The sequence below is a fragment of the Sulfuriferula plumbiphila genome, from assembly GCF_009938015.1.
Lineage (GTDB): Bacteria > Pseudomonadota > Gammaproteobacteria > Burkholderiales > Sulfuriferulaceae > Sulfuriferula > Sulfuriferula plumbiphila.
Genome location: NZ_AP021884.1, coordinates 1,011,312 through 1,030,300, shown reverse-complemented (window position 1 = coordinate 1,030,300; position 18,989 = coordinate 1,011,312). Strand labels below are relative to the sequence as shown.

19 protein-coding genes are annotated in these 18,989 nt (G+C 59.4%); 2 read left to right on the top strand and 17 right to left on the bottom strand.

From position 1 onward, the window contains the following. Positions 1 to 24 precede the first annotated feature (24 nt). Entirely contained in the window at positions 25 to 516 is a 492-nt protein-coding gene (locus tag GZH91_RS05495; RefSeq protein ID WP_147071755.1) for a peptidylprolyl isomerase, read from the top strand. Positions 517 to 520: 4 nt separating this feature from the next. Further along, the gene (locus GZH91_RS05490) at positions 521 to 1,273 is read left to right on the top strand and encodes a UDP-2,3-diacylglucosamine diphosphatase (protein ID WP_147071753.1); all 753 of its coding nucleotides are present in this window, start codon (positions 521 to 523) and stop codon (positions 1,271 to 1,273) included. Here GZH91_RS05490 and GZH91_RS05485 read toward each other — a convergent pair. The 17 genes from GZH91_RS05485 to leuB all read right to left on the bottom strand — a co-directional run bounded on the left by GZH91_RS05485 (position 1,245) and on the right by leuB (position 18,914). Further along, positions 1,245 to 1,925 carry a hypothetical protein gene (locus GZH91_RS05485; protein WP_147071751.1) on the bottom strand — a complete coding sequence of 227 codons (681 nt, stop codon included), beginning with the start codon at positions 1,923 to 1,925 and terminating at the stop codon, positions 1,245 to 1,247. The genes GZH91_RS05490 and GZH91_RS05485 overlap by 29 nt on opposite strands. Continuing rightward, positions 1,922 to 3,106 (bottom strand): O-succinylhomoserine sulfhydrylase, encoded by a 1,185-nt coding sequence (locus tag GZH91_RS05480; protein WP_147071749.1) that lies wholly within the window; start codon positions 3,104 to 3,106, stop codon positions 1,922 to 1,924. The genes GZH91_RS05485 and GZH91_RS05480 overlap by 4 nt, the downstream gene beginning before the upstream one ends. A 135-nt stretch (positions 3,107 to 3,241) precedes the next feature. Next, the gene (purF, locus tag GZH91_RS05475) at positions 3,242 to 4,774 is read right to left on the bottom strand and encodes an amidophosphoribosyltransferase (RefSeq protein ID WP_147071747.1); all 1,533 of its coding nucleotides are present in this window, start codon (positions 4,772 to 4,774) and stop codon (positions 3,242 to 3,244) included. Between the two features lie 5 nt (positions 4,775 to 4,779). Beyond that, positions 4,780 to 5,271 carry a CvpA family protein gene (locus GZH91_RS05470; protein ID WP_147071745.1) on the bottom strand — a complete coding sequence of 164 codons (492 nt, stop codon included), beginning with the start codon at positions 5,269 to 5,271 and terminating at the stop codon, positions 4,780 to 4,782. Further along, positions 5,268 to 5,984 (bottom strand): SPOR domain-containing protein, encoded by a 717-nt coding sequence (locus GZH91_RS05465; protein WP_147071743.1) that lies wholly within the window; start codon positions 5,982 to 5,984, stop codon positions 5,268 to 5,270. The genes GZH91_RS05470 and GZH91_RS05465 overlap by 4 nt, the downstream gene beginning before the upstream one ends. An 18-nt stretch (positions 5,985 to 6,002) precedes the next feature. Then, a complete protein-coding gene (gene folC, locus GZH91_RS05460) occupies positions 6,003 to 7,271 on the bottom strand; it encodes a bifunctional tetrahydrofolate synthase/dihydrofolate synthase (protein WP_147071741.1) in 1,269 nt (422 codons plus the stop codon). Next, positions 7,272 to 8,144: an acetyl-CoA carboxylase, carboxyltransferase subunit beta gene (gene accD / locus GZH91_RS05455; protein ID WP_147071739.1), complete on the bottom strand. Its 873-nt coding sequence runs from the start codon at positions 8,142 to 8,144 to the stop codon at positions 7,272 to 7,274. Between the two features lie 9 nt (positions 8,145 to 8,153). Next, positions 8,154 to 8,954 carry a tryptophan synthase subunit alpha gene (trpA, locus tag GZH91_RS05450; protein ID WP_147071737.1) on the bottom strand — a complete coding sequence of 267 codons (801 nt, stop codon included), beginning with the start codon at positions 8,952 to 8,954 and terminating at the stop codon, positions 8,154 to 8,156. A gap of 24 nt (positions 8,955 to 8,978) precedes the next feature. Then, entirely contained in the window at positions 8,979 to 9,605 is a 627-nt protein-coding gene (locus GZH91_RS05445) for an FMN-binding negative transcriptional regulator (protein WP_147071734.1), read from the bottom strand. Between the two features lie 16 nt (positions 9,606 to 9,621). Continuing rightward, the gene (trpB, locus tag GZH91_RS05440) at positions 9,622 to 10,821 is read right to left on the bottom strand and encodes a tryptophan synthase subunit beta (RefSeq protein ID WP_147071732.1); all 1,200 of its coding nucleotides are present in this window, start codon (positions 10,819 to 10,821) and stop codon (positions 9,622 to 9,624) included. Beyond that, complete coding sequence (locus GZH91_RS05435; RefSeq protein ID WP_147071730.1) at positions 10,808 to 11,431, bottom strand: phosphoribosylanthranilate isomerase; 624 nt, start codon at positions 11,429 to 11,431, stop codon at positions 10,808 to 10,810. The genes trpB and GZH91_RS05435 overlap by 14 nt, the downstream gene beginning before the upstream one ends. A 13-nt stretch (positions 11,432 to 11,444) precedes the next feature. Further along, positions 11,445 to 12,221 carry a tRNA pseudouridine(38-40) synthase TruA gene (gene truA, locus GZH91_RS05430; RefSeq protein WP_147071728.1) on the bottom strand — a complete coding sequence of 259 codons (777 nt, stop codon included), beginning with the start codon at positions 12,219 to 12,221 and terminating at the stop codon, positions 11,445 to 11,447. A 10-nt stretch (positions 12,222 to 12,231) separates the two neighbouring features. Further along, positions 12,232 to 12,882 carry a hypothetical protein gene (locus tag GZH91_RS05425; RefSeq protein WP_161984185.1) on the bottom strand — a complete coding sequence of 217 codons (651 nt, stop codon included), beginning with the start codon at positions 12,880 to 12,882 and terminating at the stop codon, positions 12,232 to 12,234. After that, entirely contained in the window at positions 12,882 to 15,602 is a 2,721-nt protein-coding gene (locus GZH91_RS05420) for a FimV/HubP family polar landmark protein (RefSeq protein WP_147071724.1), read from the bottom strand. The genes GZH91_RS05425 and GZH91_RS05420 overlap by 1 nt, the downstream gene beginning before the upstream one ends. Before the next feature lie 82 nt (positions 15,603 to 15,684). Next, on the bottom strand, positions 15,685 to 16,707 hold the full coding sequence (locus tag GZH91_RS05415) for an aspartate-semialdehyde dehydrogenase (protein WP_147071722.1): 1,023 nt from the start codon (positions 16,705 to 16,707) through the stop codon (positions 15,685 to 15,687). After that, positions 16,707 to 17,819 (bottom strand): aspartate-semialdehyde dehydrogenase, encoded by a 1,113-nt coding sequence (gene asd, locus GZH91_RS05410; protein WP_147071720.1) that lies wholly within the window; start codon positions 17,817 to 17,819, stop codon positions 16,707 to 16,709. The genes GZH91_RS05415 and asd overlap by 1 nt, the downstream gene beginning before the upstream one ends. 30 nt (positions 17,820 to 17,849) lie before the next feature. Beyond that, complete coding sequence (gene leuB / locus GZH91_RS05405) at positions 17,850 to 18,914, bottom strand: 3-isopropylmalate dehydrogenase (RefSeq protein WP_147071718.1); 1,065 nt, start codon at positions 18,912 to 18,914, stop codon at positions 17,850 to 17,852. Positions 18,915 to 18,989: the final 75 nt, after the last annotated feature.

Here is an 18,989-nt window from a genome sequence, read left to right as displayed (position 1 = left end):
CAACCCAATCAGGAGATATACCCCATGGTCAAACTGCATACCAATCACGGCGTCATCACCCTCGACCTTTATGCCGACAAGGCACCCAAAACCGTCGCCAATTTCCTCGACTATGTGAATAGCGGCGCCTATAACAACACCATTTTTCACCGCGTGATTGATGGCTTCATGGTGCAGGGCGGTGGGTTTGAACCCGGCATGAGCCAGAAGCCGGCCCACGCTCCCGTTGAAAACGAAGCCGGTAATGGCCTCAAGAACGAGGCCTATACCGTTGCCATGGCGCGTACTCCAGACCCGCACTCAGCCACTGCACAGTTCTTCATCAACGTTGCCAACAACAGCTTCCTCAATTTTACTTCGGCCACGCCGCAAGGCTTTGGCTACTGCGTATTCGGCAAGGTCGTGGAAGGCCAGGAGGTGGTGGATAAAATCAGGAAAGTCAAAACCGGAAACCGTGCCGGACACCAGGATGTGCCGGTTGAAGACGTCATCATCGAGCGCGCCGAAACAGCCTGATCCCATGAGCGAGTGCGCGCACAGCCTGTTCATATCCGACCTGCATCTGTGCGACAGCCGGCCGCAAATCAGCCGGCTGTTTTTTGATTTCCTGGAAACGCGCGCGCGCAGCGCCGAAGCCCTGTACATTCTCGGGGACCTGTTCGAGTCCTGGGTGGGCGATGATGAGGACACAGCGTTGAGCCGCAGCGTTGTCGGTGCATTACGGCGGCTCTCCGACAGTGGCGTAGCGGTGTACTTGATGCATGGCAATCGCGATTTTTTTCTGGCGCAGCAATTTGCCGATGCCAGTGGCGCGCGTCTGCTGGCTGACCCCACGCTGCTGGACCTGTACGGCCAGCCGACCTTGCTGATGCATGGCGACACGCTGTGCACCGATGACAGATCCTATCTGGCTTTCCGCGCGCAGGTGCGCGATCCTGCCTGGCAAACCGGTTTCCTGGCACAGCCGCTCGCCGTGCGCCGCACCATGGCGCAGCAGGCACGCAGCCAGAGCGAACATGCCAAACAGGAAAAAACCGCCGCAATCATGGACGTCAATCACCAGGCCGTGATCGAAATCCTGCGCGAATATGCCTATCCGCGCCTGATTCATGGTCATACCCACCGCCCCGCGCGTCACGTTTTAGAAGTGGACGGGCATGCCAGCGAGCGCTGGGTATTGCAGGACTGGTACGACAGCGGGGGCTATCTGCACTGCGACGCGGCGGGGTGCAGCGCGCATCCGCTCACTTGCCCTGAACCTGATCCGCATTGACCATTTTGTATTTTGGCGGCAACTGGAACAACGCCGCCTGCGATGCCCGCGTGCCATGTGAAACATAGCGACGGCTGCGGCCATTGGCGTACAGCTCTTCAATGGGGAGCCCGTATTGCAGGGTGCGCCGAATCTCGAACACATGTTGTGCCAGATCGCACTGATCGCGCATTTCCGCAGGGGTGCGCTGCCAGGTCAGCACCTCTACCGATGTCAGTGTTTGCCGATAGGTGGCAAGCGCTGACACCACATCTGGCAAAAGATTGTCCGTGGCAGTGATTTCCATGCACGGCTTGCCATTGACGCCGAGGGTGAATTTACGCGTGTTGCCCGGCAGCTGTTTGACTTGCTCCTGAATTTTCCATGGGGTGGGTTTGGCCAGTGTCAGCGGATGCGGATTATAGCGGTAAATATTTGCCTCGCTCCGGATCACGTTGTAAACCGTGCCCGCGTGGCGATCCATCAGAATGAAATCACCTGCATCCTTGCCCGAATCCATACGCATGAATTTCTTGTTGACCAGAATGCGGGTGGGATAAGCTGCGGTACCGGGATCCTGATCGAGATAGTCCAGCTCAGTCATATTCCCGGCCAAGCCCAACATGGGCCATAACATAGCCAGCCAGAGCAGGATTTTAGTCAGCTTGTTCATAGCGTATCCAATCCTCTTGCCAAATCAGCCTGAATGTCACGCACCGATTCCAGCCCCACGGCCACGCGCAACAGCCCGTCACCGATACTGGCCGCAATCCGCTGTTCCGGCGCCAGTCGGCCATGCGTCGTGGTGGCGGGATGGGTGATGGTGGTTTTCGCATCGCCCAGATTCGCAGTGATCGAGATCATGCGGGTTGCGTCCACCACTTTCCAGGCCGCTTCCTTGCCCCCTTTCACATCGAAGGCAACAATGCCCCCGCCGCTGCGCTGCTGGCGCAGCGCAAGCGCATGCTGCGGGTGCGATGGCAGGCCCGGATAATATACACGCTCCACGCCAGGATGCTGCTCCAGCCAGCTCGCCAGTTGCAACGCCGAGGCCGAATGCGCGTCCATGCGCAGCTTGAGGGTCTCCAGCCCTTTCAGGAACACCCAGGCGTTGAATGCACTGAGGGTGGGGCCGGCGGTACGCAAAAAGGTGAACACGCCTTCCATCAGCTCCTTGCTGCCCAGCACTGCCCCCCCCAGCACCCTGCCCTGGCCGTCCAGGTATTTGGTGGCGGAATGAATCACGATATCCGCGCCCAGTTCCAGCGGACGCTGCAGCGCCGGCGAGCAGAAGCAGTTGTCTACCGCGAGCCTGGCGCCGCTTTCCCTGGCCAGGGCAGCGAGCGCGCCGATGTCGCTGACTTCGGTCAGCGGGTTGGAGGGCGACTCAACGAAAAACAGTTTGGTATGGGGGCGTACGGCACGTCGCCATTCGTCCACATCAGTCGGCGACACCAGCGTGGTCTCTACCCCGAAGCGCGCGATGATGTTATTGAACAACTGCACCGTGGAGCCAAAGATGGAACGCGAGGCAACGATGTGGTCGCCAGCCGACAGCAGCCCCATCACCGTGGCCAGGATGGCGGACATGCCGGAGGCCGTGGCAACGCAACGTTGCGCGCCTTCCAGCGCGGCCAGGCGCTGCTCGAACATGGTCACGGTGGGGTTGGTGAAGCGCGCGTAGATATTGCCCGGTTCCTCACCCTTGAAGCGTGCCGCGGCCTGCGCTGCACTGTTGAACACGAAGCTGGAGGTGAGGAACAGCGCCTCGCTATGCTCGTTGAACTGACTGCGCTCTATTCCTGCGCGCACACCCAGGGTTTCGATGTCGTATTGATCGTTGTCGTGATTCATGTCCACTCCAAAAATAAAAAAACCCGTTCAGCAGGAAAGCTGGAACGGGCTGTTCCGCTTTAGCTGAATTTATTAAGCGCCCGCAAGCTGTATCAAATCGGCGCGTATTCAATCTATATCTGCAAAGCTTGGCTGTCAACCACCGCGTCCGCCAGCGACCAGGTTAAGGTCGAGTTGCAAGGTATCCATACCGTTAACGTCTTTCCTGCCAGGATTGCAACGCAAGGATTCGATCAACGCCAGGTATTCCTCGGTGATATCGCCGGTGACATACTCGCCGTTGAAACACGATGCATCGAAGTGCTGCAGGGCCGGGTTGAGCTCGCGCACCGCGTCCACCAGCGCGGCAATATCCTGATAAATCAGCGCATCCGCGCCGATTTCACGGGCAATTTCCGCGTCGTTGCGACCGGTGGCGAGCAATTCCTGGCGCGTAGGCATGTCGATGCCGTACACGTTGGGGAAACGCACCGGCGGCGCGGCGGAAGCAAAGAATACCTGGCGCGCGCCGGCATCGCGTGCCATCTGTACAATCTCGCGGCTGGTGGTGCCGCGCACGATGGAATCGTCCACCAGCAGCACGTTCTTGCCCTTGAATTCGATACTGATGGCGTTGAGTTTCTGGCGTACCGATTTCTTGCGCATCGCCTGCCCGGGCATGATGAAAGTGCGGCCAATGTAGCGGTTTTTGATAAACCCCTCGCGATAGGCAAGGCCAAGCTGGTTGGCCAGTTGCAGCGCACTGGGGCGACTGGTATCGGGAATCGGGATGACCACGTCAATGGGCAGATGGCTCCAGTCGCGGCGAATCTTTTCCGCCAGACTCTCGCCCATGCGCAGGCGACTCTCGTAGACGGACACGCCATCGATCACCGAATCCGGGCGCGCCAGGTATACGTATTCGAAAATGCACGGATAGTATTTGGTCTGCTGCGCGCACTGCATGCTGTGAAACTGCCCGGCTTCGTCAATATAAACTGCCTCGCCGGGCGCCACGTCGCGCATGATTTTGAAATCCAGCGCGTCGATTGCCACGCTTTCCGAGGCCACCATGTATTCCATGCCTTCCGCGCTCTGGCGGCTGCCGATGATCAGCGGGCGGATGCCGTAAGTATCACGAAACGCCAGCAGGCCATGTCCGGCGATCATCGCCACCACAGCATAAGCGCCCTTGCAGCGTCGATGCACCCCGGATACCGCCTTGAAAATGCGCTCCGGACTGAGGCGCTGGCTATTGCCCACCTCGACCAGCTCGTGTGCCAACACATTCAGCAGCACCTCGGAATCGGAGCTGGTATTCACGTGGCGCAGATCGAGGCGGAACAGGTCTTCCTTGAGCTGATCGACATTGGTGAGATTGCCATTGTGGCCGAGCACGATACCGAACGGCGAATTCACATAAAACGGCTGCGCCTCGGCGCTGGAGGCGGCATTGCCGGCAGTCGGATAACGCACATGACCGATGCCGGCATTGCCCAGCAGATTGCGCATGTCACGGGTACGGAACACATCGCGCACCAGCCCGTTGGCCTTGTGCATATGGAAGGTGTTGCCCTCGGCGGTAACAATGCCTGCCGCATCCTGGCCACGGTGCTGGAGCACCAGCAGGCCATCGTAGAGCAGCTGGTTGACGGGACTATGGGAAACGATGCCGAGTATGCCGCACATGATAATTACCTGTAATGAATATGATTGGCCAGATCCATCGGCAACCACGGTTTAACCATAATGGCCAGGATTTCAAACACTCCGGAAAGCGATGCCTGTCGCCATACTTCGGTTTTCGGCAGCTGGGTCAGGCCGGCCAGCAACACCAGCATGGTCACAATCACCATGCCACGTAAAAAGCCGAATACCCCACCCAGCATTCGATCCACCATACCCAGGCCGAGCGCTTTCAATGATTCGGACAACAGCAGGCTCAATAACATTGCCAGCGCCATCACCACGATGAATACCAGGATAAAGCCGGCCAGATAACGCAACGCCGCATTGCTTATAAAATCCGGCATCACGCCAGCGGCGGTGGCGGCGAATGTTTTTGCCGCAACAAAGGCAAGCACCCAGGCTGCCAGCGACAGTATCTCCTTGACCGCACCCCGCATCAGGCCAAGCAGTACTGACAGAGCAACGACGCCTATGACAACAAAATCGAAACCGGTCACGGTTTGTCTATACCCACCACTCTGGCTTGCACCCCAAGCAGCGCGATGCCGGCCTCGGTGCGGTCCGCCTGCTCACGGGTTTTGAATGGCCCCGCGCGCACTCTGGTTGCACCACTCGGTAACGCTTCAGTATAGGTATGAATACCTGCCGCCTGCAGCTTGTCGCGCAGCTGGCGCACATTTTCGGCATTGCTGAATGCACCCAGCTGAACAACAAAATGGGTGGGCGTGACAGGGTTTTCAAGTGCCGTTTCGGCTGATTTGTGAGCAGCTTCGGCTTTTGGCGAAGGTTTTTCCGGGACTTTGCCGGCGTCTTGTCCCAGTTTGTGGGCGGGGGCAGGAGTGGGCACAGCCAGCTTGTGCGGGGCATCGGATTCTGCGGGCGGCTCGGATTGGGTGATGATCGGTTCAGTCTGACGGACAGTTGCCGCAGGAGGTGGCGCGACGGTTTTATCTGCTGCAACTGGCGGCGGGGAAGCACTTGCCTGTGCGGATGGTGCGCCAGCCGCTACTGGCGGCGGGGATGCCAGTGGCGCTGCTGTTTGTGAAGGAATGCGGATTTCAATATCGCGATCCAGCGGGCGCGGTTGCTTGTCGAGCACCATGGGCAGAACGATAGCCGCCAGCAACAGCAGCGAAGCTGCGCCGAGCAGGCGGCGGCGCGCACGGCGGCGCATCCGCAGTTGTTCTTCAGAAGTGGCTTGAATGGCCATGATGCAATGTTTTCCTGTTTATCTGTCAGTAAGCTGCAACACCCACGCGACAGTGTAGAAGGAACCAAAGACACAGATTCTATCATTTTCGCGGGCCCGTTCACAGGCAAGCCGCCACCCCTCTGCCACACTATCGCTGCACGTTATCGGTGCGCTGACACCCGCTTTACGCAGCGCATCGTGAAGCACCTGTGCAGTAGCGCCGCGCGGCACATCCAGGCTGGCCAGCAGCCATTCGTCTACTTCAGGTTGCATGGCCTGCACCACGCCGGCGATGTCCTTGTCCGCCAGCATCGCCCAGAGTGCCAGCGTTTTGCCGCTGCCGGGACGGGCTTGTAAATTGGCTGCCAGCGCACGCGCAGCATGGGGATTGTGTGCCACATCGAGCATCACCTCGGGCTGCCCTGGCAACACCTGGAAGCGCCCTGTCGCGCGCGCCATCCGCAGGCCCTGGCGAATCGCCGCCTCGGTCACCGGCAGGCGCCTGCTGAGCGTTTCCAGCGCAGCGATCGCGCAGGCGGCATTGTTGAATTGATAGCGGCCGGCCATGGCCGGATTGGGCAAATCCCGGTATTCATGCTGCCCGCTGTAATGCCAGCAGTTTCGCTCAGGCGCTGCGCTGAACGTTTCACCTATGACGCGCAAATCCGCGCCGATGTTGGCGGCATGTTGCAGCAACGACTGCGGCGGGTGATCATCTCCACAAATTGCCGGACGGCCTGCGCGAAAAATCCCGGCTTTTTCAAACCCGATTTTCTCGCGCGTATCGCCCAGATAATCGGTGTGGTCGATGTCCACACTGGTGACAATCGCGCATTCCGGGTCGAACACATTGACCGCATCCAGCCGCCCGCCCAGCCCTACTTCCAGCACCGCCACATCGACTTCAGCACGGGCAAACAGCCACACGGCGGCCAGGGTGCCAAACTCGAAATAACTCAGCGACACCGTACCACGTGCAGCCTCGACCGCAGAAAAAGCGGTGCACAGCGCTGCGTCCCCCACTTCGCGATTATCGATGCGCACACGCTCGTTGTAGCGCAGCAGATGCGGCGAGGTGTACAGCCCCACCCGGTACCCTGCTGCTGTGAGCATGGCTTCCAGATAGGCGCAAGTCGATCCTTTGCCGTTGGTACCGCCGACGATAATGACAGGCAGGGACGGTGCGAGTTGCAGCGCGGTCTTGACCGCCTGGACACGCGCCAGTCCCAGTTCGATGGTTTTGTGATGCAGGGACTCCAGGTGGCCAAGCCAGCCCGCCAGGTTAGCCGGATGATGTTCCGCCATTCAGGCAGCCGCAGGCAGCCGCAGCAGCATGGTGAGCAGGCTGGCCAGCCGCTCGCGCATTTCGCGGCGGTCAATAATCAGGTCAATCGCACCGTGCTGCTGCAGAAACTCGGAACGCTGGAAGCCCTCCGGCAGGGTTTCACGCACCGTCTGTTCAATCACGCGCGGCCCGGCAAAGCCAATCAAGGCTTTCGGCTCGGCAATGATGATATCCCCAAGCATGGCAAAGCTGGCCGACACCCCACCCATGGTTGGATCTGTCAACACCGAAATAAACGGTAATTTCGCCTCGGCCAGCTTGGTAAGCGCCGCGCTGGTCTTGGCCATCTGCATCAGCGAGAACAGTCCCTCCTGCATGCGCGCCCCGCCGCTGGCAGAATAACAGACGAACGGCAGCTGGTGCTCCAGGCACACCTCAACACCGCGCACAAAGCGCTCGCCCACCACCGCGCCCATGGAACCGCCCATGAACTTGAATTCAAACGCCGCCACCACCACCGGTACCGCCAGCACGCTGCCCTGCATGACAATCAGCGCGTCTTTTTCCCCGGTGGCACGCTGGGCTTCGGTCAAACGATCAATGTAGCGCTTGCTGTCCTTGAATTTCAGCGTATCCAGCGGAGTCACCCGGGCGCCGATCTCGTGCCGCCCCTCCGCATCCAGCAACATCTCCAGCCGGGCGCGTGCATCAATACGATGATGGTGTCCGCACTTGGGGCAGACTTCCAGATTGTTTTCCAGATCAGCGCGGTACAGCACCGTTTCACACGCCGGGCACTTGCTCCACAGCCCTTCCGGCATGACTTTCTTGGCCGCACTATCGGCTTCTCTGCGATTAATCTTAGGGCGCAGGATTTTCTGGAACCAGCTCATGGGATTTCCTTATTGGACGTCCATCGCAGCGCGGATGCCGCGCACGAAGGTACCGAGATTTTCAATAACTTGCTCGCGCGGGGAATTTTCCATCTCCTGCACGATACGGCTGCCAATCACCACGGCATCGGCAAACCGGGCGATAGCGCGGGCGGTTGCAGCATCCCGAATCCCGAATCCCACCCCCACCGGCAGTCCGCAACGCTCGCGGATGGCGGGAATATGCGACGCCACCTCGGTCAGATCCAGGCTGGCCGAACCGGTCACGCCCTTGAGCGAGACGTAATATACAAAACCGCTGGCCTGCTGTGCCACCACGTTGATGCGCGCCCCCGGCGTGGTGGGCGAGAGCAGGAAAATCATGTCCACGCCGTGGGCGGCAAACACATCGGCTACGCCGGTGCTTTCCTCGGGCGGAATATCCACCGTCAGCACCCCGTCCACGCCGGCAGAAGCCGCATTTTTGGCAAACACTTCATACCCCATGCGCTCCACCGGATTGGCATAGCCCATCAGCACAATCGGTGTGGCGGTATTGATTTTACGGAATTCCGCCACCAGCGCCAGCACATCCTTCAGCCCGACATGGTGCTTCAGCGCCCGTTCAGACGCGCGCTGGATGGTCGGCCCATCCGCCATCGGGTCGGAAAACGGCACGCCCAACTCGATGATGTCCGCCCCGGCTGCCGCCAGTGCATGCAGAATCGGCACGGTGAGCTGCGGGTCAGGATCGCCGGCGGTGACGAAGGGAATCAGCGCGGTTCTGTTTTGCGCCCTGAGTTGTTCAAAAACGGATGAAATACGAGACATAGATAACCAATAGGTAAATTTGGATTAGCGCCGCGCTTTAAGATTTGAAACCATCAAGGCTGCGGTTTCCTTATCCGAGGCTATCGCTGAAGCTTCCAGATGTTGAATGACACTTTGCTGATCGTCATTGCTGCGATTTTGACTGAGTTTGAATTTGCCCTGAATTTCGGTGACTTCGATTTCGAAGCCGATAATCATATCCAAAAGTCGTGTTTTATTCTCGCGCATATAGCTCGTCTGCATAGACTCTGGATAGTCCGCATCATGTACTGCAGTCAATTTATCGAGAAGTTCCTCAAGTTGAGATTCATCTTCAACCATCTGCGCTCTGCCATATAAATGCACAACGGCATAATTCCAGGCAGGAACACCCGGCTTGGCATACCAGCCAGGAGAAACATAAGCATGAGGCCCCTGAAACACCGCCAGCACCGTCTGCCCTTGTGCCAAATGCTGCCATTGCGGATTGGCGCGCGCCATATGCCCAATCAGCTTACCGTGAGGGCCCGCATCCTGTTCAAACAAAAACGGAAGGTGGCTCACGAAAGGCAATCCTTCGTGTGCAGAAATAAGCGTTCCAAAGGAATAATCTTCAATAAGCGCCGTGATCCGCTCCAAATTTTCTTCCTTGAATTGCGATGGGATATACATGCAAGCCTCGCCCAGTCTACAGTTCAATCCCCGACAGCTTCGCCACGCTATTGATGTCCTTGTCGCCGCGCCCGGACAGGTTGACCAGCAGTACCTGATCCCTGCTCATGCCGGGCGCAATCTTGGCCGCGTGAGCGAGTGCATGGCTGGATTCCAGCGCCGGGATGATGCCTTCAAACCGGCATAGATCGTGGAAAGCGCGCAGGGCTTCGTCATCGTTGATGGCAACATATTCAGCGCGGCCGCTGTCCTTGAGCCAGGCATGTTCGGGGCCGACGCCGGGGTAGTCAAGGCCGGCGGAAATCGAGTGGGTTTCGATGATCTGGCCGTCTTCATCCTGCATCAGATAACTGCGGAAGCCGTGCAGCACGCCGGGGGTACCCGCTGACAGGGGCGCAGCGTGGCGGCCGGTGGCAACACCCTCGCCGCCGGCTTCGACGCCGATCAGACGCACGTTCTTGTGTTCGATATAAGGGTAGAAAATGCCGATGGCGTTGGAGCCGCCGCCGACGCAGGCGATGACCGCATCGGGCTGGCGGCCGATCATGTCGGGCATCTGGGTGAGGCATTCATCACCGATTACCGACTGGAAATCGCGCACCAGCATGGGGTAAGGGTGCGGGCCGGCAGCAGTGCCCAGAATGTAGAAGGTGGATTCGACGTTGGTGACCCAGTCGCGCATGGCCTCGTTGAGGGCGTCCTTCAAGGTTTTTGAGCCGGAAGACACCGGCACGACGGTAGCGCCGAGGAGTTTCATGCGATACACATTGGGCGACTGCCGCACCACATCATCAGCGCCCATGTAGACGACGCATTCCATGCCATAGCGTGCGGCCACGGTGGCGGAGGCCACGCCATGCTGGCCCGCGCCGGTTTCGGCGATGACACGCTTCCTGCCCATGCGCCGGGCCAGCAGCGCCTGGCCGATGGTGTTGTTTATTTTGTGCGCGCCGGTGTGGTTGAGGTCTTCGCGCTTGAGGTAAATCTGCGCGCCACCCAGGTGCTCCGACCAGCGCCTGGCATGATAAATCGGGCTGGGGCGGCCAACATAGTGCTTCAGCTCATGGCGGAATTCGGCCATGAAGGCAGCGTCGCAGCGCGCCAGTTCGTATTCGCGACGCAGCTCGTCGAGCGCGGCAATCAGCGTCTCTGCCACGAAAATACCGCCGTACGGACCAAAATGTCCGCGTTCGTCGGGGAGTTCACCGATCCGCATTGCTCACCTCTTGAATGAATTGCACAACCTTCGCCGCGTCCTTGATGCCTTTACTTATCTCGACGCCGCTGGAAACGTCCACCGCCCACGGATGCACACTTTGCACCGCATGGCGCACGTTTTCCGGCTCCAGTCCGCCGGAGAGTATCAGCGGCAGCGGCAGGTTTTCCGGGATAAGCGCCCAATCGAACGATTGTCCCGTACCGCCGGCCTGGCCGGGCACGAAGGCATCCAGCAGCAAGCCCTGCGCATCCGCATATAGAGCCGCGTATTGTACCAAATCCAAGCCTGCCCTGACCCGCCCTGCCTTGATATAAGGCATACCAAACTGGCGGCAGTATTCGGGCGATTCATCACCGTGGAACTGCAGCAGGTCGGGACGCAGACCGGCGAGCACTGTTCCCACCTGTGCCGGGTCGGCATCCACAAACAGCGCGACGCGGGTAACAAATGCGGGCAGCGCCCGGCCGATGGCGCGCGCCTGCTCCAGCGTGACATGACGCGGACTGGGCGGGTAGAACACCAGGCCGATGGCATCCGCGCCGCAGCGGGCAGCGTGTAAAGCATCGGTCACGCGCGTCAGGCCGCAGATCTTGATTCGGGTTCGCATGGGACAAATCAGTTCATAAATCAAGGCGTTGTGCTGTTGGCAAGCCCCATTCCTCAGCATATTGCACGGCGCTCAAGTATAACCCATCCGGCGCGAAGGTCGGTGCGGCGAGCTTGCGGTCGCGCTGTTGCAGCAGCTCGGCCACCCAGTACGGCGGATGCTGGCCTTTGCCCACGTACACCAGCGCACCAACGATGTTGCGCACCATGTGATGCAGGAAGGCGTTGGCGCTGAGGTCAAATACGATGCGGTTGCCGTGGCGCCTGACCTCCAGGCAGCGTAGCTCGCGCAGCGGGGATTTCGCCTGGCAGGCGGCGGCGCGAAAAGCGCTGAAATCATGTGTGCCAACCAGCAGTTGCGCCGCTTCGCGCATGGGTTCGAGCGCCAGCGGGGCATGAAACCAGCCAACCCGGCCGGCCTGCAATGCCGGGCGCACCGGATGGTTGAGCAGCACATAGCGGTAGCTGCGGGCCAATGCGCTGAAACGGGCGTGGAAGTCCTGCGGCACCGTGCGCGCCCACAACACTGCCACGCTGTCCGGCAGAAAGCTGTTTACGCCGCGCACCCAGGCGCTTTCAGGGCGCCTGGAGTGCGCCTCGAAATGCACCACCTGCATGGCGGCGTGGACACCGGCATCGGTACGGCCGGCAGCGACAACTTCAACCGCGTGACCGGCAATACTCGTCAATGCGCGCTGCAAAGTGTCCTGCACACTGCAGCCATCGGGTTGCGTCTGCCAGCCGCAAAAACGCCGGCCATCATACTCCAGCCCGAGTGCAATTCTTACCATGGTGCGATGCCTACCACAGCGTGACGGTGGCGACGCCTATCGCCAGCAGCAAACATAGATAATCGGCCCTACCCATTGCCAGGTCCGGCAACTCGATGTGCGATTGCGCATCGGGCAACGCTTCATTTAACTGCAGCGTGTCGAGACGCTGCTTCATGTTTATTTTCTGCTTGTTTCCCAAGGCGGCCTCGGCATAGTGCAGGGTAAGCCAGAGACGCACGGCGATACGCTCCACGTCTACCCCAAGCAATTGCAGCGGACACAAAATCCGGTATATGCCTAGCAGCAGACCGGTGCGCGGGATGTGCATCACCAGGACAGAAAGGGCAGCGAGCAGCAATATCATGCGCGCGATGCGCAGCGCACCGTGCTGCAAACCGTGCACGCTCGGGCTGAGACTGCCCAGCAGGCTGGACACATTTTCACCCGGCAGCGTGTATGCATAGATCACCAGCAACGACAGCAGCAGCCAGCGGGTGCGGCGCAAGTAGCGTAAAAACTGCGTTAACGTGGCGCCCTGCAGCCAGGGCAGCAATGTCAAGGCGGCCAAGCCGAGCGCTGACGGGCGAACGAATTCAAGCCACACAACAAAAAACAGCCACAGCACGATGGCGGTGGCTGGATGCAGTTTGCAACGAGTGGACAATATGTCGCTGTGCATCAACCCATCTGGGCAAGGAGCATCTGCGCGTCCTCTTTTTGCGTTGCGTTACCTTCCTGCATCACTTCCTGCAGGATTTCGCGGGCATTTTCCTTGTCACCCATTTCCTGATACACGCGCGCCAGGTCGAGTTTGGTTGCCGCTTCCTGGAAGGCTTCATCAGGCTCACCCGCAGCCTGGCTCATGTCACCGATATCGTTCAGATCCAGACTGATATCCGAAAAATCCAGAGCCGGTGCCGTATCGGAAGCTGTCATCGGCGCCTCTGTTTCCGGCAGGTCGAAATCAAAATCCAGCCCGGCATCGTCCACCTGTCCTGATTCAGGCGGTGCCGTGGCCGTGTTGCTGCCCAAATCATGCACAGCGAAGTCAAGGTCCGGGAAACTCAGTTCATCATGGGTAAAAGTGCCTGAGTGTGTATCGTCGTGTGTATCCGGCCCCAACATCGAATCCAGCTCGTGGAATACGGAATCCTCATGCGCAGCATGCTTTTCAACTGCGTCTGCGATGATGCCTTGCTCTGCACTGGGCGTAAAATCCAGGCTACTGTCTCCCAGGGTATCGGAAGCATGCCCATCATGATGCGCCGTTTCTGTAGCACTCGGCAGGTGTGAAAAATCCAGGTTGAAATCACTGTGCGGCACCTCGCTTGCCGTATATGCAGGATCAGCCTCACCCGTATCTGTGCGCCGGCGCGAGGCCAGGGCAACCGTCGCCATGCCCGCTGCTGACACCACTGCAGCAGCGCCATCGGTAGCTGTCGATGGGTGGGTAGCATGGGTAGCTTCGCCAGCGTTGTTGTACAGGGGATTATTGGGATCCAGCTTGCGTCCGAGTTCGGCCGCCTTTGCCCACACCGGCGTCATCTCGCCACCCAGGGCTGCATACAGCTCGGTGGCCACGGACTCAAACGCGGGCAGGTTTTTACGCGCTGCGTAAATTTCCAGCAGCTTGAGATGAATTTCGTGCCGCCCCGGATCCTTGGTCAGCGCTTCCTTGAGGATCTCCTCGGCTTGCGCGTCACGCCCATAGGCCATGTAAACCTCGGCCTCAGCGATCGGATCCACGTCATGGGTGTCAATTGTGCCCAGACCCGCCTGACTGAAATCAGTAAGGAATGAGGTGTTGCTGGTATTCACCGCACCGCCACCCTGGGTACCATAGACGGTATTGGCCCTGATGTCAGTGCCGGCCATGATGCTGTCTTCAAAATTCGATAGCCCCTTGCGGCGGCGCTTGCCATGCATCATGAACGCAAGTAGTGCCAACAGCAGCGCTGCCAACGCGGCACCGCCCAGATAGAGCGGGCTAATACTGTCATACCAGCGCCCCCCGTCATCTGCTGGTGCTGGCCCGGGCGCAACCGGCTTGGGTATCGCAACCGGCTGTAGCGGCGGGTTTTCAGGCCTGGCGGATGCTGCCGGAACAGCAGGCGCTGTTGCCCTGGCTCCTGCAGCCTGCGTGGCATTGGGGTTGGCCTTGGTGGCATTGTTTTGCAGCTCTGCCAGCGCCTGGCTCTTGATATCCAGCAGACGCTGCATGTCCCGGATATTTTTTTCCAATGCAGCCACACGGTTGTTGGCATCCTGCAAGGCTTTCTGCTTGGCGGCAGCATCTTCCTGTAGCGCGTTCAGTTTGTCCTGTGTGGCCGCCGCCAGCTTGGCATCTTTGCCCGCTGCCGACTGCCTGCCGGTGGCGGGAGCTTCGCCTTTAGAGAGTGTAAGCACGTCCTTGCCCGCTTGCGTCCGGGCGGCTTTGTCTTCCACTTTTGGCATGATCTTGCCAACTGCCTGTGCAGATTTCTCCGGTGCTGCCGTTGCCTTGACGACTTCTCCGGCCAGCTTCTGGCGATAGCTTTGCCAGTCAGCGGATTGCAGCTTGATGTCACGCGCGGCTTCCGCCGCAGGGATTGCGGCAACCTGTTCCCTGCTCGGCAGCTTGAGAATCTTGCCGGTTTTGAGCCGGTTCATATTGTTGCCATCGAACGCCTTGCGATTTTCGCGGTACAAACCAACCAGCATCTGTTCGAGGTTGACACCATCCGGCCTGGTCTGGCTGGCGATGGATGCCAGGGTGTCACCCCGTTTGACCGGGCCGTAAGTTTGCGCAGTGGATTTTTCGGCGTTGTCGGTGGCGGGTTTCTCGGTCGTTTTGGCCGATTTGCGCGTCGCCGCAGCTGCGCCTGCTGTCTTGGGTTCTGCGGCAGATGGCGGTTTTGGTTGTGCTGCGGATTCTCTGGATTGGGCGGCGGCCGCATTACTGTTGACGGTGGCCGGCGTGACCTCCAGTGGCGGCACCGCTGCCTGTATCGCTGCTGCGCCGGGTGGATCAAGCAAAACCGTATATTCCCGCACCATTCGGCCGGTCGCCCAGTCGAGTTCGATTAGCATGTCCAGAAAAGGATCGTTGATCGGCTTGCTCGAGGTGATTTTCAGCACAGCGCGGCCATCGGGTTTTCTGTCAACCACAAATTTGAGGCTGGATAACACTGCGGCCGGATCAATTCTGGCTTCGCGGAACGCATCATTACCGGCGAGACGTGCGGACAATGCTGCCAGTTCAGCCTGATCCTCGGCCAGCAATTCAATTTCTGCATTGAGGGGTTGTCCCAGTGCTGACTTGACGGATAGTTTCCCCAGCCCGGCTGCATGTGCAGTTAACGGCAGCAGCATCAGCACGCCTGCCGACAGATAACTCGCAATGATCTTTTTTCGCATCATGCCAACCCCTCATTACTGAAGACTTTTATCAAGCACTTCATGTAGTTATATTGTGATTTTAAAGCCGGTAATATCAATACGCTTATTTCAGATATTTTTCAATAAAAATTTCTGCGATGTTGACACAATTCAGGGCCGCACCAGCTCGCACATTGTCTGCGACAATCCACATATCCAAACCGTCTGGATGAGAAATATCCGCGCGGATACGCCCTACCAGCACATCATCTTGCGCCGCCGCATCAAGCGGCGTGGGATAACTGCCATCCTCGGGTTCGTCTATTACGGTCACACCCGGCGTGTTCTTTAGTAAATCGCGTGCGGCCGCTGCGCCTATCCTGTTGCGCGTTTCGATATGCAGTGCCTGGGCATGGCCATAAAATACCGGCACGCGCACTGTGGTCGGGTTCATTGCCAATGCTTCATCGGCCAGCACGCGGCGCGTGTCATTCACCATTTTCATTTCTTCTGTGGTGTAAGCATTGGCTGTAAAGGCACCAATCTGCGGCAGGAGATTAAATGCAATGCGTTTGGGATAAACCGTATTCTCGGTTTGCGCCAGATTAAAAATGGCGCGGGTCTGGTCAGCCAGTTCATTGATTGCCTCTTTACCGCTACCCGATACAGACTGGAAGGAAATCACATTGATGCGGCTGATGCCCACAGCGTCGTGAATCGGTTTGAGGGCTTTCAGTAAATGCGTGGTTGCAGCATTGGGGCTGGCGATCAGCCTGCGCGGCAAATAATCTGCAATGCATTCAGGATTCACCTCTGCCACTACCAGCGGCACCGCTGCATCCATGCGGAATTGCGGGCTGCTGTCGATCACCACGCAGCCCGCTGCTGCGGCTTTGGCAGCGTAATGCGCTGCCGCCTCAGCCCCGGCTGCAAACAGCGCAATATTCACCTGGGCAAAATCAAACTGCTGCGCATCCTGAACCACGATATCGCGCCCGGCAAAGCTGATTTCGTCCCCTACCGACAGGCTGGGCGAGAGCAAATACAACTTGCCCAATGGGAAATCGCGTTCGGACAAATGTTCCAGCATTGCCTCACCGGCCAGGCTGGTTGCGCCAAGGACGGCTACATCAACTTTTTTGGACATCAGGCTTCTACCAGTATGCGCAACATGCGCCGCAACGGTTCGGCAGCACCCCACAGCAACTGGTCGCCCACCGTGAAGGCGGACAGGTATTCACCGCCCATGTAGAGCTTGCGCATGCGGCCTACCGGCACGCTAAGCGTGCCGGTCACGGCGGTGGGGGTGAGGGCGGTCATGCTCGCCTGGCGCTGGTTGGGCACTACCTTCACCCAGTCGTTATGGGAAGCGACGATGGCTTCTATCTCATCCATCGGCACGTCTTTTTTCAGCTTTACGGTCAATGCCTGGCTATGGCAGCGCATCGCGCCGATGCGTACGCACAGGCCGTCAACGGCGATCAGGTCGTCATTGCGGCCAAGAATCTTGTTGGTCTCGGCGCGCGCTTTCCATTCCTCCTTGCTCTGGCCGTTGCCCAGGTCTTTGTCGATCCAGGGGATCAGACTGCCCGCCAGCGGCACACCGAAACTGGCGGTAGGAAAGCTGTTGTCGCGCAGCGTGCCGGCCACCTCGCGATCAATGTCGAGGATGGCGGAAGCCGGGTCGTCCAGCAGATTCTTCGCCACACGATGCGCTTCGCCCATCTGGCTGAGCAGTTCGCGCATGTTCTGCGCACCGGCACCCGAGGCAGCCTGATAGGTCATGGCGCTGATCCAGTCCACCAGTCCTGCGCGGAACAGTCCGCCCAGCGCCATCAGCATCAGCGAGACAGTGCAGTTGCCGCCAATGAAATCCTTGCCGCCCTTGGCAAGCGCGTCCTCGATCACATGCTTGTTCACCGGGTCGAGAATGATGACGCTGTCCGCTTCCATGCGCAGCGTGGAGGCGGCGTCGATCCAGTAGCCTTTCCAGCCGGCGGCGCGCAGCTTGCCGAAGATTTCGCCGGTGTAGTCGCCACCCTGGGTGGAGATGATGGCGTCCATCGCGCGCAGCTCATCAATGTTGCGGGCGTCTTTCAGCGGTGGCACGTCGCGGCCGATGTCAGGCCCTTTGCCGCCCACCTGCGAGGTGGTGAAAAACACCGGCTCGATCACGTCGAAATCGCCTTCCTCGCGCATGCGCTGCATCAGCACCGAACCCACCATGCCGCGCCAGCCAACCAGACCTGCTCGCATCATTTTCCGTGTCTCCTGTTGTTTTTTATTCAGTCACAGCGCGGCAAGCACTGCATCGCCCATGGCCGCGCAGCCCACCCTGGTGGTACCGGGCGTATAAATATCAGCGGTGCGCAGCCCCTGGCTGATCACTTTTTTCACCGCATTCTCAATGCGGTCGGCCACACCATCGTGGCCGAAGGTGTAGCGCATCATCATCGCGGCGGAAAGAATCGTGGCGAGCGGATTGGCAATGTCCTTGCCGGCGATGTCCGGCGCCGAGCCGTGGATGGGCTCGTACATGCCCTTGCGGTTCTCGTCCAATGACGCCGAACCCAGCATGCCGATGGAGCCGGTGAGCATGGAAGCCTCGTCGGAGAGGATGTCGCCGAAGATGTTGCCGGTGAGGATCACGTCGAACTGTCTGGGATTGCGCACCAGCTGCATCGCTGCGTTGTCCACGTACATGTGCGACAGAGCCACCTCCGGGTATTGCCTGGCGGTCTCGATCACCACTGCGCGCCACAGCTCGCTGGTTTCCAGCACATTGGCCTTTTCCACCGAGCACAGCTTCCTGCCGCGCTTCATGGCGATCTGGAAACCGATGTGCGCCACGCGCCGCACTTCGGATTCGGCATAGCGCATGGTGTTGTAGCCCTCGCGCTCGCCCGCCTCGTTGACCTGGATGCCGCGCGGCTGGCCGAAGTAGAGGTCGCCGGTGAGTTCGCGCACGATCATCAGGTCCAGCCCTGCCACCACTTCCGGCTTGAGCGTGGACGCATCGGCCAGCTCCGGATAGAGCGTGGCCGGACGCAGGTTGGCGAACAGATTGAGCTCCTTGCGGATGCGCAGCAAGCCCTGTTCCGGGCGCATCGGGCGCGGCAGCGTATCGTACTGATAGCCGCCCACCGCACCGAGCAGGATCGCGTCGGCTTGGCGCGCCAGGTTCAGCGTGGCTTCCGGCAGCGGATCGCCAGCCGCGTCGTAACCTGCACCACCGATGGCGGCATGTTCCATTTCAATCTTCAAGCCGTTATTGTTCAGCGCCTGCAACACCTTCACCGCCTGTGCGGTGACTTCCGGGCCGATACCGTCGCCGGGCAATACTGCGATTTTCATATTCTTAAAATCCTTGAACCACGGGGACACGGAGGACGCGGGAAAGCACATCCAGACAGCCCGGTGCGCCCCGTG

Excerpts from the sequence above, each read along its gene's own strand:
- GZH91_RS05495 (WP_147071755.1), top strand. The coding sequence starts at position 25 with ATGGTCAAACTGCATACCAATCACGGCGTCATCACCCTCGACCTTTAT.
- GZH91_RS05490 (WP_147071753.1), top strand. The coding sequence starts at position 521 with ATGAGCGAGTGCGCGCACAGCCTGTTCATATCCGACCTGCATCTGTGC.
- GZH91_RS05485 (WP_147071751.1), bottom strand. The coding sequence starts at position 1,925 with ATGAACAAGCTGACTAAAATCCTGCTCTGGCTGGCTATGTTATGGCCC.
- GZH91_RS05480 (WP_147071749.1), bottom strand. The coding sequence starts at position 3,106 with ATGAATCACGACAACGATCAATACGACATCGAAACCCTGGGTGTGCGC.
- purF (WP_147071747.1), bottom strand. The coding sequence starts at position 4,774 with ATGTGCGGCATACTCGGCATCGTTTCCCATAGTCCCGTCAACCAGCTG.
- GZH91_RS05465 (WP_147071743.1), bottom strand. The coding sequence starts at position 5,984 with ATGGCCATTCAAGCCACTTCTGAAGAACAACTGCGGATGCGCCGCCGT.
- folC (WP_147071741.1), bottom strand. The coding sequence starts at position 7,271 with ATGGCGGAACATCATCCGGCTAACCTGGCGGGCTGGCTTGGCCACCTG.
- accD (WP_147071739.1), bottom strand. The coding sequence starts at position 8,144 with ATGAGCTGGTTCCAGAAAATCCTGCGCCCTAAGATTAATCGCAGAGAA.
- trpA (WP_147071737.1), bottom strand. The coding sequence starts at position 8,954 with ATGTCTCGTATTTCATCCGTTTTTGAACAACTCAGGGCGCAAAACAGA.
- GZH91_RS05445 (WP_147071734.1), bottom strand. The coding sequence starts at position 9,605 with ATGTATATCCCATCGCAATTCAAGGAAGAAAATTTGGAGCGGATCACG.
- trpB (WP_147071732.1), bottom strand. The coding sequence starts at position 10,821 with ATGCGGATCGGTGAACTCCCCGACGAACGCGGACATTTTGGTCCGTAC.
- GZH91_RS05435 (WP_147071730.1), bottom strand. The coding sequence starts at position 11,431 with ATGCGAACCCGAATCAAGATCTGCGGCCTGACGCGCGTGACCGATGCT.
- truA (WP_147071728.1), bottom strand. The coding sequence starts at position 12,221 with ATGGTAAGAATTGCACTCGGGCTGGAGTATGATGGCCGGCGTTTTTGC.
- GZH91_RS05425 (WP_161984185.1), bottom strand. The coding sequence starts at position 12,882 with ATGCACAGCGACATATTGTCCACTCGTTGCAAACTGCATCCAGCCACC.
- GZH91_RS05420 (WP_147071724.1), bottom strand. The coding sequence starts at position 15,602 with ATGATGCGAAAAAAGATCATTGCGAGTTATCTGTCGGCAGGCGTGCTG.
- GZH91_RS05415 (WP_147071722.1), bottom strand. The coding sequence starts at position 16,707 with ATGTCCAAAAAAGTTGATGTAGCCGTCCTTGGCGCAACCAGCCTGGCC.
- asd (WP_147071720.1), bottom strand. The coding sequence starts at position 17,819 with ATGATGCGAGCAGGTCTGGTTGGCTGGCGCGGCATGGTGGGTTCGGTG.
- leuB (WP_147071718.1), bottom strand. The coding sequence starts at position 18,914 with ATGAAAATCGCAGTATTGCCCGGCGACGGTATCGGCCCGGAAGTCACC.